The 14,138-nt window shown below is 57.0% G+C and carries 17 protein-coding genes; 11 read left to right on the top strand and 6 right to left on the bottom strand.

Features of this window, described 5'->3' with window-relative positions:
• Positions 1 to 22 precede the first annotated feature (22 nt).
• Both ACXM2N_RS04530 and ACXM2N_RS04535 read left to right on the top strand, forming a co-directional pair.
• The gene (locus tag ACXM2N_RS04530) at positions 23 to 796 is read left to right on the top strand and encodes a pseudouridine synthase (protein WP_458491009.1); all 774 of its coding nucleotides are present in this window, start codon (positions 23 to 25) and stop codon (positions 794 to 796) included.
• A 41-nt stretch (positions 797 to 837) separates the two neighbouring features.
• Positions 838 to 1,395, top strand: a complete 558-nt coding sequence (locus tag ACXM2N_RS04535) for a GtrA family protein (protein WP_458490440.1) — start codon at positions 838 to 840, stop codon at positions 1,393 to 1,395.
• Positions 1,396 to 1,625: 230 nt separating this feature from the next.
• On the opposite strand, the gene dapD is transcribed toward ACXM2N_RS04535, so the two are convergent.
• The 5 genes from dapD to ACXM2N_RS04560 all read right to left on the bottom strand — a co-directional run bounded on the left by dapD (position 1,626) and on the right by ACXM2N_RS04560 (position 6,299).
• Positions 1,626 to 2,600: a 2,3,4,5-tetrahydropyridine-2,6-dicarboxylate N-succinyltransferase gene (gene dapD, locus ACXM2N_RS04540; RefSeq protein ID WP_458490442.1), complete on the bottom strand. Its 975-nt coding sequence runs from the start codon at positions 2,598 to 2,600 to the stop codon at positions 1,626 to 1,628.
• 84 nt (positions 2,601 to 2,684) lie between these two features.
• The gene (locus ACXM2N_RS04545) at positions 2,685 to 3,131 is read right to left on the bottom strand and encodes an HNH endonuclease signature motif containing protein (protein WP_458490444.1); all 447 of its coding nucleotides are present in this window, start codon (positions 3,129 to 3,131) and stop codon (positions 2,685 to 2,687) included.
• A gap of 68 nt (positions 3,132 to 3,199) precedes the next feature.
• Positions 3,200 to 3,799: a hypothetical protein gene (locus tag ACXM2N_RS04550; protein WP_458490446.1), complete on the bottom strand. Its 600-nt coding sequence runs from the start codon at positions 3,797 to 3,799 to the stop codon at positions 3,200 to 3,202.
• A gap of 119 nt (positions 3,800 to 3,918) precedes the next feature.
• On the bottom strand, positions 3,919 to 5,310 hold the full coding sequence (locus ACXM2N_RS04555) for an amino acid permease (protein WP_458490448.1): 1,392 nt from the start codon (positions 5,308 to 5,310) through the stop codon (positions 3,919 to 3,921).
• Between the two features lie 80 nt (positions 5,311 to 5,390).
• Positions 5,391 to 6,299, bottom strand: a complete 909-nt coding sequence (locus tag ACXM2N_RS04560) for a DapH/DapD/GlmU-related protein (protein ID WP_458490450.1) — start codon at positions 6,297 to 6,299, stop codon at positions 5,391 to 5,393.
• Positions 6,300 to 6,372: 73 nt separating this feature from the next.
• Here ACXM2N_RS04560 and dapE point away from each other — a divergent pair, with 73 nt between their 5' ends.
• The 9 genes from dapE to ACXM2N_RS04605 all read left to right on the top strand — a co-directional run bounded on the left by dapE (position 6,373) and on the right by ACXM2N_RS04605 (position 12,147).
• Positions 6,373 to 7,461, top strand: a complete 1,089-nt coding sequence (gene dapE, locus ACXM2N_RS04565) for a succinyl-diaminopimelate desuccinylase (RefSeq protein ID WP_458491011.1) — start codon at positions 6,373 to 6,375, stop codon at positions 7,459 to 7,461.
• Between the two features lie 10 nt (positions 7,462 to 7,471).
• A complete protein-coding gene (locus ACXM2N_RS04570) occupies positions 7,472 to 8,365 on the top strand; it encodes an LOG family protein (protein ID WP_458490452.1) in 894 nt (297 codons plus the stop codon).
• Positions 8,366 to 8,377: 12 nt separating this feature from the next.
• Positions 8,378 to 9,235, top strand: a complete 858-nt coding sequence (gene folP, locus ACXM2N_RS04575; protein WP_458490454.1) for a dihydropteroate synthase — start codon at positions 8,378 to 8,380, stop codon at positions 9,233 to 9,235.
• Positions 9,232 to 9,969 carry a glucosyl-3-phosphoglycerate synthase gene (locus ACXM2N_RS04580; protein ID WP_458490456.1) on the top strand — a complete coding sequence of 246 codons (738 nt, stop codon included), beginning with the start codon at positions 9,232 to 9,234 and terminating at the stop codon, positions 9,967 to 9,969. The genes folP and ACXM2N_RS04580 overlap by 4 nt, the downstream gene beginning before the upstream one ends.
• A gap of 62 nt (positions 9,970 to 10,031) precedes the next feature.
• Positions 10,032 to 10,343 carry a DivIVA domain-containing protein gene (locus tag ACXM2N_RS04585; protein WP_458490458.1) on the top strand — a complete coding sequence of 104 codons (312 nt, stop codon included), beginning with the start codon at positions 10,032 to 10,034 and terminating at the stop codon, positions 10,341 to 10,343.
• A gap of 155 nt (positions 10,344 to 10,498) precedes the next feature.
• Positions 10,499 to 10,666 carry a DUF3117 domain-containing protein gene (locus tag ACXM2N_RS04590; RefSeq protein ID WP_458490460.1) on the top strand — a complete coding sequence of 56 codons (168 nt, stop codon included), beginning with the start codon at positions 10,499 to 10,501 and terminating at the stop codon, positions 10,664 to 10,666.
• Positions 10,667 to 10,782: 116 nt separating this feature from the next.
• Positions 10,783 to 11,649, top strand: coding sequence for a methyltransferase domain-containing protein (locus tag ACXM2N_RS04595; protein ID WP_458490462.1), 867 nt, complete (start codon positions 10,783 to 10,785; stop codon positions 11,647 to 11,649).
• A 133-nt stretch (positions 11,650 to 11,782) separates the two neighbouring features.
• Positions 11,783 to 11,986, top strand: a complete 204-nt coding sequence (locus tag ACXM2N_RS04600; RefSeq protein ID WP_458490464.1) for a recombinase family protein — start codon at positions 11,783 to 11,785, stop codon at positions 11,984 to 11,986.
• Between the two features lie 107 nt (positions 11,987 to 12,093).
• Positions 12,094 to 12,147, top strand: a complete 54-nt coding sequence (locus tag ACXM2N_RS04605; RefSeq protein ID WP_458491013.1) for a helix-turn-helix domain-containing protein — start codon at positions 12,094 to 12,096, stop codon at positions 12,145 to 12,147.
• Positions 12,148 to 12,174: 27 nt separating this feature from the next.
• On the opposite strand, the gene ACXM2N_RS04610 is transcribed toward ACXM2N_RS04605, so the two are convergent.
• Positions 12,175 to 13,299, bottom strand: coding sequence for a hypothetical protein (locus ACXM2N_RS04610; RefSeq protein ID WP_458490466.1), 1,125 nt, complete (start codon positions 13,297 to 13,299; stop codon positions 12,175 to 12,177).
• Positions 13,300 to 14,138: the final 839 nt, after the last annotated feature.

The following is a 14,138-nucleotide window of genomic DNA, read 5'->3' on the forward strand; positions in this document are numbered from 1 at the left end:
GGGCATCAGCTGGCGCAAGGTCATGCTTTCCGACGCCGTGCCGGCCGAAGGCGAGTATGTTGCCGCCAGCGCTGGCGACAGCCCCTTCGCGGAAGGCACGGCGCTGCGCGCCGGGATGAGCCTGCCTTACGGCAGGCCGGTGCCTGCTTGGTTGTGGCCCGGCGTGCCCGAGGAGCCGCCGATCCCGTTCGAACACGAGGTGGTGTGTCGGAAAGCGAGATTCTTGGTGGCGTGGAAACCCCACTTTTTGCCCACCACCAGCAATGGGCGCATCGTGGCACAAACGCTCCAGACCAGGCTGCGCGTGCAGGAGAACAATCCGCACATCGCGCCGTGCCACCGCCTGGACAGGCTGACGTCTGGGCTGGTGCTCTGCAGCACGGACCCCGCCTCGCGACGTGCCTACCAGCAGCTGTTTGAACGCCGCTTGGTCACGAAAACCTATCGCGCAGTGGTCACCGGCGATCATGGGTTCACGGATAAGCCAACCACCATCGCGCTGGGGATGAGCAAGCGTGGCAACCGAGTCATAGTGGACCCCTATGGCAAAGAAACTCTCACCACCGTGCGGGCACTAGGGGAGAGAGAAGTGGAACTCATTCCGCACACTGGGCACACTCACCAACTCCGCGTGCTCATGAACCACCTCGGCGCGCCGATCGTGGGCGATGACACCTATCCAGCCGCCACCGGACGAGGCCTGTATGACTTCAGCACGCCCCTAGAACTGCATGCAGTGAAACTGGAATTCAAGGATCCGTACGCAGATTCCCTAGAAATCTTTAGCAGGGAGTAAACTATCCTCGGTTACACCCACGAAGAAAAGAGGAATCACCGGTGAGTGAATCAGCGTCGTCGCGACTCGGCCGCAACCTACGCCAATTCATCAAGTTTGGAATGGTCGGAGGCTCCGGCGTCATTGTGAATTTGATTGCCACCGTGATAGCCAAGAAGATCGGCGTGGAATTCGGCGTGACCGAGCACGACCCGTTCCTCAACCTCTTTGGAAGCCAATTTCACATCCGCTGGTACCACGTGTTTGCAACCATCGCATTCCTCGTTGCAAACACGTGGAACTACCAACTCAACCGAATGTGGACCTTCAAGAGCGACTACCTCGTGAGCTGGATCAGGGGATTCCTGCCATTCCTCATCACCGGCGCCGGCGCGTTCCTCGTATCCCTGGCCGTACTCACAGCGTTGATGAACCCAGAATTCCCGATATCACTGCCTAGGGATATCTTTGATGACTCCACCGGATTCCGCACCGCGTTCTACTGGGCACAGATGATCTCCATTGTGGTGGCCATGCCCGTTAACTTTGTGATCAACAAACTCTGGGCATTTAGGAAGAAGCCACCAACAACGGTGGTCGCTGAAGCCGCCCCCGCATAAGCACACACATAAAGGACCAGTCCACGGACTGGTCCTTCGTGCATTCAGAGCTCACCCTGGCTGTGCGTGGGGCTGGTGCAACTGTTACTCGGTCTGGAACGAGCATCGCCAAAGACGTGACACGGTGAGGTGCGCGGGTTTCGTCCACGTCGCTAATGCTCTCAGCAGCGGAGAAGCGACAAAAACTCCCCCATTCCGAAAGCGATCAGAATGGGGGAGACTAAGAAGAATTAGTTGGCGTGAAGATCAGCGTTGAGTTCAACAGCCTGAGACTTCCACGCGGTAGCCTCTACTGCGCCGGTAATGGAGTTGCGACGGTAGAGGATGTTGGAAGCGCCGGACAGCTGGGATGCCTTAATGGAGTATCCGTCGCCCACTCCGGCGGCCTCAGCGACAGCGCCACGCACCGTCAGCTTGGTACCAGCGGTGACGTACAGACCAGCCTCGATCACGCAGTCATCGCCCAAGGAGATGCCACAGCCAGCGTTAGCGCCGAGCAGGCAGCGCTTGCCCACGGAGATGACTTCCTTTCCGCCGCCAGAGAGGGTACCCATGATGGAAGCGCCACCTCCGACGTCAGAGCCGTCATCAACAACTACGCCTGCGGAGATGCGGCCCTCAACCATAGAGCTACCTAGGGTGCCAGCGTTGAAGTTAACGAAACCTTCGTGCATGACGGTGGTGCCTTCAGCCAGGTGAGCGCCCAGACGGACACGGTCCGCATCGCCAATGCGGACGCCGGTTGGCATAACGTAGTCGATCATGCGTGGGAACTTATCTACGGAGTAGACAACTACGGGGCCTCGAGCCTGCAGCTTTGCGCGGGTGAGTTCGAAGCCGGCTGGCAAGCATGGGCCTTGGTTGGTCCACACCACGTTGGTCAATAGGCCAAATACGCCGTCCAGGTTCAGTCCGTGTGGCTTGACCAGACGGTGGGAGAGCAGGTGCAGACGCAGGTATGCGTCATAGGCGTCAATGGGCTCCTTGTCCAAATCCTCGATCTCGGTACGGATTGCGATGCGCTTGACACCGCGGTCCGCATCTTCCTTGACGAGGGAAGCGTACTCTGCAGGAACGTCGTCACCCGTCAGCACAGTGGTGCCGGTGGTAGTCGCAGCGGAGAGCTCTGGGGTTGGGAACCATGCGTCGAGTACGGTTCCGTCGTTGGTTACAGTGGCAAGGCCTGTTGCAATAGCTTGAGTCATGCGAACTACTCTACAAGCTATCGAGGCAGCACTGCTAGCCGTAGCACCTTGTGGTGTTACGGCTGTTGTGTGTTTTTGGTGTGGTTATCCGAAGATTTTTCTGCAGCCACCGAGCATGGCAAGCGGGTGCTGGTTTCGTCGATCCGGTAACCCATAAGCGGATACCCAGTAGGCAAAGGGCCCGCGTTTTTCAATGTGCCCGTGGATGTTGTTCCACCAGTCATCATCGTTGATCCCATTGTGGTAGGCACACAGTGGCACCAGGTTGGTGATGTTAGTGTCGCCACCGTTTTTCCATGCCACTACGTGGTGGAGTTGGCAGTCATCGAACGCCACCGTGCATCCTGGTGCGACACAGGTGGGGTTTTCCGCGAACGCCGCAAACCGTTGTTTCTGGTTGGCAAACCGTTGTGTGCGGAACATGTTGAGGGTGCCTTCTTCTTCATCCACCAGAGCAACCAGCCCATAGTCTGCTAGTAGGCGTTCTAGGTATTCTTTATCTGTTAGGACGGTGCCATCAGAGCACACCACCTTAATGCCGTCACCTTTACCGCGGATGATCTTGGCGTGTTCTTCTACTGGGACGACTACTAGTGGTGTTAGCCACCTTGGGGCACACCGCCCTCGCTGTTTAATAACTGGGCGAAGGCTTCACCCCGGGCCTGATTCTTCGTTTTGTCGGAGTCGTGTTCCATGATGCTGGCAACAGACTCTTTGAGGCTGCGGTTGATATCAGCGAGTTGTGCGTGGGGTGCGGTGAAGTACAAGGTGCCCATACCGTCTGCACCACGGACGGTGCGCATCGCTGTTGTTCTCTTAGCGGGTGGTTGTTTGAGTTCTTTCACGCGCTTGAGGGCGAGTGAGTTGATCACCCCGGCAGGGCGTTTCTTGTTGGTGAGTTCGCGCCAGAGTACCCATTGTTCGCGTTCAGTGGAAAGTTTTTCTACGTGCCGGCGGATCATGGTGAGCACGGACAGGGAGAACCCGTGGGCAATGGCTGCTTCCAGTGTCTTGCGTTGCTGCATCGTGTACCGAGTCTTGCCATACAACCAAGAGGCGGTGCGGATGAGTTCTTGTGCGTCGCGTGGGGCGATGGTGTCAAACTCCCAGTGTTTGCGGCCGTGGAATGCGCGCAGCACAACAGCACCGCTGTTTAGGGCGGTGAGGTAGTCCTGGAGTGCTGCGTGTTCATCGGTCATGGCATCAACCGTAAACGCACACACAAGGCAAGAACAGCAGGTTTATGAAAAACGCAAAAACCTGTGGATAACTCCGGCTTGGCCGGAGAGGCTATCCACAGGTTTAGGGTCTGTTTTTGCTACTTCTTGCGCAGTGGGGAGTTAACAGTAGCGAAGCTGATGGCGATCATGAGGCCGTAGATGATGGCGACGGCCCACACCTGCGGGCGTGAGGCGGCGTCGGTAAGCATGAGGATTACCAGACCAACGAGCGCTGCAACGGTCAGCCAAGGCAGCCATGGGTAGCCCCACATGCGGATGGATGTCATTTCGCCGCTAGCGCGCAGCTGTGGGTGCAGCTTGATGTAGCTGAGGGCGATCATGAACCAGAGTACGAGGAGGCAGCCGCCCACGGCGTTGAGGAGGAAGTTAAGCAATCCTGGTGGGTTCCAGTACTGCAATCCGACTGAAGCAAAGGCGAACAGCATGGACAGGAGCACAGCGTTGGTTGGCACTTGGCTCTTGCTGGTTTGCGCGAAGATGCGAGGTGCATCGCGACGCTCCGCTAGGGAGTGGATGAGGCGCGAGGTGCCGTAGATCTGTGCGTTGAAGGCAGATAGGAGCGCCAGGACGATAATTGCTTCCATGAAGCCAACAACGCCTGGGATGTTGGCCATTCCGAGGATGATGGTGAATGGGGACTCAGCGGCGGTTTCGGCGTTTCCGATCTGCTCATAGGGGAGCAGGAACGTGATAATGAGGACGCTGCCCAAGTAGAACAGGGAGATGCGCCAAATGATGGAGCGGGTTGCCGCAGCGATGGCCGTCTTTGGGTCCTCGGACTCTGCGGCGGCGATGGTGACGAGCTCAATACCGCCAAAGGCGAATGCCACGGCGAGCAGGCCTGCTGCTACACCAGAGACGCCGTTGGGCATGAAGCCCTCACCAAGGAAGTGCTGTGTGCCAACAAAGTCGGTTCCTGGTAGTAGTCCGAAGATGAGCAGGACGCCGATAATGAGGAAGGCGATGATGACGGCAACCTTGATGAAAGCGAACCAGAATTCGAACTCACCAAAGCCGCGTACCTGAGCGAGGTTGACTACGGCGAAGAAAACCACACAGATAAGAGCTGGGATCCACGGATCGACGTCGAACCAGGCACCCATCATGGCGGCTGCACCGGTCATCTCAGCACCCATCACCATGGTGAGCATGAACCAGTACAACCAGCCGAGGGAGAAACCTGCCCAATGGCCAAAGGCCTGTTCGCCGTAGATGGAGAAGGATCCGGACGCTGGGCGGGCGGCGGCCATTTCGCCAAGCATCTGCATGACCAAGATGACTATTGCACCAGCGATCATGTAGGCAAGCAGCACAGCTGGTCCAGCAGCTTGGATGCCTACGCCGGTGCCTAGGAAAAGGCCTGCTCCGATGGCAGAGCCCAGACCCATCATGGTCAAGTGGCGGGTCTTCAGCCCCTGACCAAGTTCAGTGGCATCGGTGGATGCCTGGGTAGCGTTGTTCGTACTCATAGGAGTAACTGTAGACCGGCCGAAATGAAAATTATTAAATGCGGCGCAACAAATGTGGCCCCATGCCCACATTTGGGGTGTTAGGTGCGGCGCACTACTGGTTCCGCATGGCCGGCCTCGCGCCCTACCTGCCAGTTTGATTGTCCATCCATTTCGGATGCGGAGATGATGCGGTCCTCATCAGCGAAGTAAAGCGGCATGTCTGGGTCCAGAATCACATTGTTTCCAATGTGCACATTGTCCCCCAGATTCACGCGTAGCACGGCGGAGCTGACGCCGATGGAGCAGTTGTTTCCGATGCGTAGCTCACGTGGGTTCTGGTTGCACATGATGGTTGAAGAGATGCCCATATCGAAGTTCTCTCCGACGACGGCACCGGAGGAGATACGGCCCTCCACTCGGCCTGGGCCGAGTGTGCCTGCATTGAAGGAGACAAATCCCTCGCGCAGAACCTTGGTGCCGGGCGCCAAGTAGGCGCCGAGGCGCACGCGCTCGGCTTCGGCGATGCGCACGCCGTCGGGGACGACATAGTCGACCATGCGAGGGAGGCGGTCCACGCCGTAGACATGGATCAGGCCACGGGAGCGCAGCAGCGTGCGGACGTGCTCGAAGTTCGTCGGCAAGCATGGGCCCTTGTTGGTCCATACCACGGTGGCTAGCTTTTCCAGTGCTCCCTCCATGTTCATCTCCAGCGGTTTGACCAACCGGTGAGAGAGCAGATGGAGGCGAAGGTAGACATCATGGGCGTCGCGGGGTGGCTCGTTCAGATCAGCGATAGTGGTGCGCACAGCAACCTGCTCCACCATGCGGTCCTGGTCAATACGGACCAAGGACAGCAGCTTTGGAGGAAGGTCATGGGCACCCAACCGAGTAGTTCCGGAGTGTTCTATTGAGTTTGATAATTGTGGATCTGGAAACCATGTATCAAGGACTGATCCGTCCATTGCGATATTTGCAATACCTACCGCGTGGGCACCCTCATACTTCATATTTACTAACTTACTGGGTGTCGTATACAAACGCTAAGTGACCGGTGAAACGGAAAAAGGTATCCTCGAGTCCATGCTTAATCTCACCTCAGACCCCATTGACCTCACCCAAGCTTTGGTGGACATTCCCAGCCCCTCCCACCATGAAAAGGACATTGCAGACGCCATTGAGCAGGCGTTGAAGCTGGTTGATGGGGCGGAGGTGCTTCGGCACGGAAACACCGTGGTTGCGCGAACTCACCGAGGGCTAGCACAGCGCGTGGTGCTGGCTGGGCACATTGATACCGTGCCCATCGCAGACAACGTGCCGAGCACTCGCGGCACGGATGAAGAGGGACGTGACGTGATGTTCGGCTGTGGCACGGTGGACATGAAGTCAGGAATGGCAGTGTATCTGAATGCTTTTGCTCGCCTTGCCAACCACCCTGCACTCACCAAGGACCTCACGGTGGTGTGCTACGAGGGTGAGGAAGTCTCCAGTGAGTTCAACGGCCTTGGCCACATCGAGGCGGCGCACCCAGAGTGGCTTGCTGGCGACGTTGCCTTGCTGGGCGAGCCTTCGGGTGCTGTTATCGAGGCAGGCTGCCAGGGCTCCATCCGGCTCAGGATCACCAGCAACGGAGTGCGCGCTCACTCCGCGCGCAGCTGGCTCGGGGACAATGCAATGCACAAGCTTGCGCCTGTTATTAGCCGGATTGCAGAGTACCAGGCGCGGATCGTGGACGTGGACGGCTGCGAGTATCACGAGGGCCTCAACATCGTCCACATGGAATCCGGTGTGGCTACCAACACCATTCCGGATGAGGCGTGGATGTTTGTTAACTTCCGTTTCGCCCCAGATCGCAGCGTTGATGAGGCCATGGCCCACATGCTTGAGGTGCTCGATCTGCCGGACGGGGTGGAATACGAGGTGGATGATGCCATTCCTGGTGCGCGCCCTGGCCTGGATCGGCCCGTGGTTCAGGGGCTCATCAAAGCCACCGGTGGCAACTTCCGTGCCAAGTATGGTTGGACGGATGTGGCTAGATTTTCTGAACTGGGCATTCCAGCGGTGAACTTTGGTCCCGGGGATCCATCGTTTTGTCACAAGAAGGACGAGCAGTGCCCGGTGGAGATGATCACTGATGTCTCTCACACCCTGATCGAATACCTAACCAACTAGAAAGATACTCATGAGCAAGAAGAAGCCCACAGCTACGCCAACCAACCGCGGTGATCAAACTCTCCGCGGACCCATGCTGATCCGGACTGGTGGCGATCAGACCTCCACCTATGACCAGCGTCTGTTGGAACTTAACGCGGATCACGACTGGTTGCACGCAGACCCATGGCGTGTCCTACGCATTCAGTCCGAGTTCGTGACTGGATTTGATGCCCTCGCTGAGATGCCGCCGTCAGTGACCGTCTTTGGCTCCGCGCGCGCCAAAGAAGGCGAGCCGTATTACGAGCTTGGTCGCGAGGTGGGCAAGAAGCTTGCCGACGCCAACTATGCAGTCATCACCGGCGGTGGCCCCGGCCTGATGGAGGCCGGCAACCGCGGGGCGTTTGAAAACGATGGGTTGTCCGTGGGCTTAGGAATTGAGCTTCCCCACGAGCAGGGGCTCAACCAGTACGTAGATCTGGGTGTTAACTTCCGCTACTTCTTTGCCCGCAAGACCATGCTGCTCAAGTACTCACAGGGGTTCGTCTGCCTGCCTGGCGGTTTTGGCACCTTGGATGAAATGTTCGAGGTTCTCTGCATGGTGCAGACAGGAAAGGTAACCAACTTCCCGATCGTTCTCATGGGCACCGATTTCTGGGGCGGACTCGTGGACTGGATCAAGGACCGCCTGGTGGGCGAGGGCATGATTGATGCCGATGATCCAGACCTATTCCTGCTTACTGACTCCCCAGACGAGGCTATTGCGTACATCCAGAAGATCCACGCTGACCTGAAGCAGAAGAAGCTCAAGGCTCACCCCCTCAGCGAGAAGACCAAGGCTATGCGCAAACGGGAAAAGGCGAAGGCCAAGGCGGCGAAGGGTGCAACCGGATCCACGTCCAAGAAAAAGAAGTCGAAGAAGTAAAGCACGTTTATAGTGGCACGATCAGCATTTCTGGGGCCGGACAACCTAGCGGTGGTCATGGCTATCATCAACCGCACGCCAGACTCCTTCTATGACAAGGGGCTAACTAACGAACTGGATGCGGCGGTTGCGCGCGCCCAAACAGTAATCGAGCAGGGCGCCAGCATCGTAGATATCGGCGGCGTGAAAGCAGGACCGGGTAACTTTGTGTCCGCGGACGAGGAGATCGACCGCGTGGTGCCAGTCATTCAGGCAGTTCACGATGCGCATCCAAGCGTGACCATCTCCGTGGACACATGGCGCAGTGAGGTAGCGGCGCCCGCCATTGAGGCGGGGGCCACGCTGGTCAATGACACGTGGGCAGGCCATGACCCGGGCCTTGCCGAAGTGGCTGGCCATTACCGCGTGGGCTACGTGTGCTCTCACACTGGCGGTGTGGTTCCACGAACCAGGCCGTACCGAGTGCATTTTGATGATGTGGTGCGCAGCGTCATCGAGGAGACCGTTGCACAGGCTGAACGTGCGGTAGGTTTTGGTGTGCCTGAGGACATGATTCTGATCGATCCCACTCATGATTTTGGCAAGAACACCTTCCACGGCCTTGAACTTTTGCGCCGCATCGATGAGATCGTAGCTACCGGCTGGCCCGTGCTCATGGCGTTGTCCAATAAGGACTTCATTGGTGAGACGCTTGCCCGCGACGTGCGCGACCGAGTGGCAGGAACGCTCGCAGCAACCGCTTGGTCTGCAGCGCGGGGCGTAGCTGCTTTCCGCTCGCATGAAGTGGCTGAAACGGTAGACACCATTCGCATGACCGCCGCGATTGAGGGACGCGTGCCCCCACTGGACACCACACGGGGGCTGGCGTGAGAAACGTCAGCGTGGTCATTCCCGCTCTGAATGAAGAACGCACTGTGGGGCGCGTGGTGAGCACGGTGCTTGCCAGTGAGCCGGGAGAGGTCATCGTTATTGATGCAGACTCCACGGACAATACGAGAGGCGTGGCGGCCGCTGCCGGGGCGAGAGTCCTGAACTGGCGGGAGGTGCTTCCCGACATTCCCCCGGTGGCAGGTAAGGGCGAGTCCCTGTGGCGTGGAGTCGCCGCCGCTCGCGGCGATATTGTGGTGTTTATCGACGCAGATTTAAGAAGTCTTGATGAGCACGTGGTGCCGGCTCTGGCCGCTCCGTTTGAAGATCCAGACGTAGCGCTGGTGAAAGCAGATTACAACCGAACCTTTGAAGGAAAACCTACAGGTGGCGGTCGAGTGACAGAGCTGACCGCTAAGCCACTTCTGCGCGTGTTTTTCCCTGAGCTGGGGCACATCAATCAGCCGCTAGGTGGCGAATACGCGATTAGAAGAAGCGTTGCGCAGCAGTTGCCTTTTGTGGGCGGCTACGGTGTTGAAGTTGGGCTGATCATTGACGTACTGCGTTCCTGCGGCCCCGATTCCATCAGGCAGGTGCACTTGAACGACCGCGTCCACCGCAACAGGCCACTGAATGAGCTGTCCCGGATGGCAGATGTGGTGGCAACCACCATTCTCAGCCGAGCTCACGCCCTAGACATTGAGGTGCCACAGCGCCCTCCACTGGCGGGAATATAAAAGACAGGTGAGCTCAGTTACAATCTCCACCACAAAAGCGACGTACGAAAGGCTAGGAACCCATGTTGAGCTGGATCCTTCTCATTCTGCTCCTGATCATCATGATCATCCTCTTGACGGGGATTTTCTCCAAGATTTTTGGTAGGGGAGAGCCCATTGAGCCGGCGGTTTCCAGCGCAGAGACCATTCGTAACAATTCTCGTGCTATCGCAGCGGGAAGGATGGGAGAGATTCAGTTTGACCTAGTGCCTCGCGGTTACCGGCAGGACCAGGTTGATGCAGTCATCGAGGATTTGATGGCCCAGCTTGCCAAGGCGCGCGGATCGTACGTCACACCTTCACCGGGGACTGTAGATGCGGAGCCGAAAAGCTAAAACTTTGTGAGTCTAGCCGGTTTGATGAGAAAAATTTAAATCGTCACCCCATGAACTCCAATGTGGGGGTAGAATTGGTTGGAGATGCAGTTTTTCTTGTTTGGGGAGAACTGAGCACAGGCACAACAATCTTTTGAGAAAACGGTGAGAAATCAATGGCAGCGATGAAGCCACGTACTGGAAACGGCCCAATGGAAGCAGTTATTGAGTCCCGCAAAATTGTCATGCGAATTCCTACTGATGGCGGAGGCCGTTTGGTAATTGAACTTAATCAGGAGGAGGCGGCGGAGCTAGGCGCCCTGCTGACGGATGTTTCCTCCTAGAAACGCCTCTTAACCCACCCACAGCCCCCTAATGGTTGTGGGTTTTCGTTTGTCTATTGCTGGGCGCTAGAGTTAAGGCATTGTGCTGCACCTAACTTAGAGGAGATTTTCGTCTCGTGCTTGAACATGTCATTGATTTGTTGGCTGACCCAGCGGACCTCACCCCACTGCATGGCGAGGATGATTTCTCCCGCCTCGTTAGCGAGTCTGGTCACTCCTACGACGTGGCTAAGCAAGGTTACGTTACTTTAGCGGCCGGTGCCGGTTTGCGGTACTCCGGCGATGACACTGACATGATCCGCGCGCGTGAGACCTTCCTGTCCGGCGGCCACTTCGCGCCGTTTGTTGAGGCCGTGACGGCCACTGTGCATGATGTCATTGATGATGCCGGCGTACCTGACGATGCCGAACCAGCACTACTTGAGGTAGGTGCCGGAACGGGTTACTACCTTTCCCACATGCTGGACTCTATTGACGGCTCCCGCGGCATCGGACTGGACGTGTCTGTGCCTGCGGCCAAGCTCCTGGCCAAGTGCCACTCCCGCGTTGGTTCTGTGGTTGCGGATGCATGGGCTAACCTACCCATCCGCGATGCATCCATTGACGCGATCGCGGTGGTATTTGCCCCGCGTAACGCCAGCGAATTCGCGCGTGTACTCAAGCCGGGTGGTGAGGTAGTTGTTCTCACCGCTGCGCAGGGACACCTGGATGAGCTGCGCGAGCCGCTGGGCATCATCGGTGTAGAAGAGGGCAAGGTGCAGCGAATGATCGATCAAGCTGCTGGCCACTTGAAGCCGGTGGGTGAGCCTACTCCAGTGGAATTCACCATGCACTTAGATCAGGGTTCTATTGCCACCCAGATTGGTATGAGCCCGTCTGCACGTCACATTCACCCAAACATTCTGGCTGAACGCATTGCCACTTTGCCAACCACGATGGACGTGACCGCGCGTGCCATGATCACGCGCTTCGAAAAGGCGTAAAAACTAACGGCCCTGCTTTTGAACTGCTCCCCATCAGTAGGTATCTGATTTCTCAGTCCAACTAATGGGGAGCAGTTCATTAGAGGAGGTGCTGCGGTATCTACGTAAGGGCGATCAGCTTATTGTCACAAGCATGGATCGTCTTGCCCGCTCATTGGTGGATCTGCGCACGACCGTAGAGGACCTCGTGGGCCGCGGGGTTTCGGTGAGGTTCCTGCGCGAGGGGCAGACGTACTCCGCGAAGGCGGACCCGATTGCCGAGCTCATGTTGGGGTTAATGGGTTCAGTAGCGGAGTTCGAGCGCTCCATCATTAAGGAGAGGCAGACTGAGGGATAGCCCGGGCGAAAGCGCGTGGGGTGTACAAGGGGCGTGCGAAAGTGCTCACCGACGCCTAGGTCACTCATGCCCGTCAGTGGGTGACTGATGGGGTGCCGAAGGCCGAGGTGGCGCGCCGTCTAGGAATAGGGCGGACAACGTTGTACAAGAACCTATCGTAAGCGGAGGAATTATCCTCCAGCTTGCTACTAACTAATTTCGGATATAGAGGATATCCCGCAGCTCGAGTCTCTACACGTTTCAGTGCGGTAGGAGATGGTCGTCAACGGTTTCTCCGGGGCGTTCCAGCTCCGCACTTCAATTTTTCCGCCCTTTTCCAGTGCGAATTTGGGGTCGCCGCCAGCGGAATTCACGGGAATGAACTGTTGTTCGGAAAATCCCTTAATCGTTCCCGTTAACTCTGGATCTGCAGAATCCCTTCTATTGATGAACACTCTGCCTTCGTTGTCAATGAACCCGTTTTCACCTCGTTGCAGGGTGCGAGTGACTGCAAAATCGTCGTAGAGCGTCATCGCGTGCTCCGTTATTTGCTGAGTATCGAGCGTGTTGTCTTCGCTCACACGGACTTCGAAAGCGGTGAGAAAAGTTCGGTTTCCCTCCGCTCGCCCTTGGAGAACCTCGAAGAGCCCAGCCCCCAGATAGTTGACGTGTGGATACTTAAAATCAGGGGCGTTCACTTCGTATCCATCAGGAAACGCGATTTCCCTGGCCTTTCCTTCGGCACCCAAGAGAAACATTCTTCTGTCGCTAGCTGTCCCGTTTGGCGTATATCCGATTATGATGGCATGTTTCTCACCGACAGCGAGAGAGTGTGGAACTAAGGGGAGATCGTGAGTTGAAGTGGTCCCATCTTCCTTCAGGACGATTGCTTGGTGGGCGAATGTGTCTGATTGTGATGAGTTGATAATGGCAATCGCCATCGAGCCTTCGGGAGAAGATCCGAAATACGTGATGGGGTCGTAGTCGTGGATGTCAACGGAACCGTTGTGCAGACCATGTTGTTGTATTGACTCGGCAAAGTAGAGGTAGCTGCCCCCACTTGTCGGGAGGGCTACCGGAGTCCAGCTACCGGAGCCTTTTACGTGGCCAATCTCTCGCCCTGAAGGTGTATAGAGGTAGTAGCTGTTTGAACTGTTACTCCCAAAGGGTTGAAGAACCGGGCCGTAAGAGACGATGTAGTTACCCGGCTCTGACCAGTCCTGCGCTGTCGGAGCCATCGAACCTCCCTCTCCTGCTGGTGAGCAACCCGTCAATAGGACAAGAAGTCCCGAAAAGACCACGGAGGAAAAGACAGTTTTGATCGTCGTTGCCACAGGCATACCTTTGTCTACCACACCGTGTTTCAGTACGGTGAAACCTGATCGTCATCTCTGACATCGGAGGGATACACGCCAGACCTACCGTCGGCATCCAGATCGATTTCCCCGTTGGTGGCGGACATGAGGGCAATGGCGGATAAACCGGCCAGCCTTTTCCTCACCTGCGGTTTCATTGAATTCTCCTGAATTCCCGTTGTTGTGACCTGCCTGACTACCCTTAGGCTACAAGTTACCTGCCGTAGTCGCAGAGCAATTTTCAAAAATGTTAGTTAAGTGAAAATAGTGTTTATTTCTCGGCAAGGAAGAGGATCGGGGACGTGAGGGTCGGGAAGAAATGTGGCGGGACTCTGCTGACTGTCGCGACTATTGCGAGCGTTGTAACTGGATTTCCTCACGCTGTGGCGGATGATCGGCCGTCGCTGCAGGCGACGAGTACTACTCCCGTGGACGACAATCGAATTGCTGCCTTGTGGCTCGTTATAACCCCTGCCAGCGCAGATGCTTCTCCTCAGGTTCGCAGAGAGTGCACCGTGAGTTATGTGGGGATGGGTTTTGGCTTACTGCGCACCATTGCGTCTCTCAGAACCCGTCGATGGATGGTTATTTAGAGCAGTTTGATGGGCAGCGGGCTGGGATCGCCGGAATCTACACACTGTCGGATACGGATGATGTTGCGCTGATTGAGGTGGGGCCGGGAATTGAAGCGGATATTTTCGATGTAGCGCAGGATCCGCTCGACATCGGCCAGCAGGCAATGCTGACGGGGGGTACGGAGAGACCCACGAGTATGCGTCGTCTGCGACCACGACGATTGTCGCCCGTCGTGACGAGAT

This window comes from Corynebacterium sp. ZY180755, from assembly GCF_054331495.1.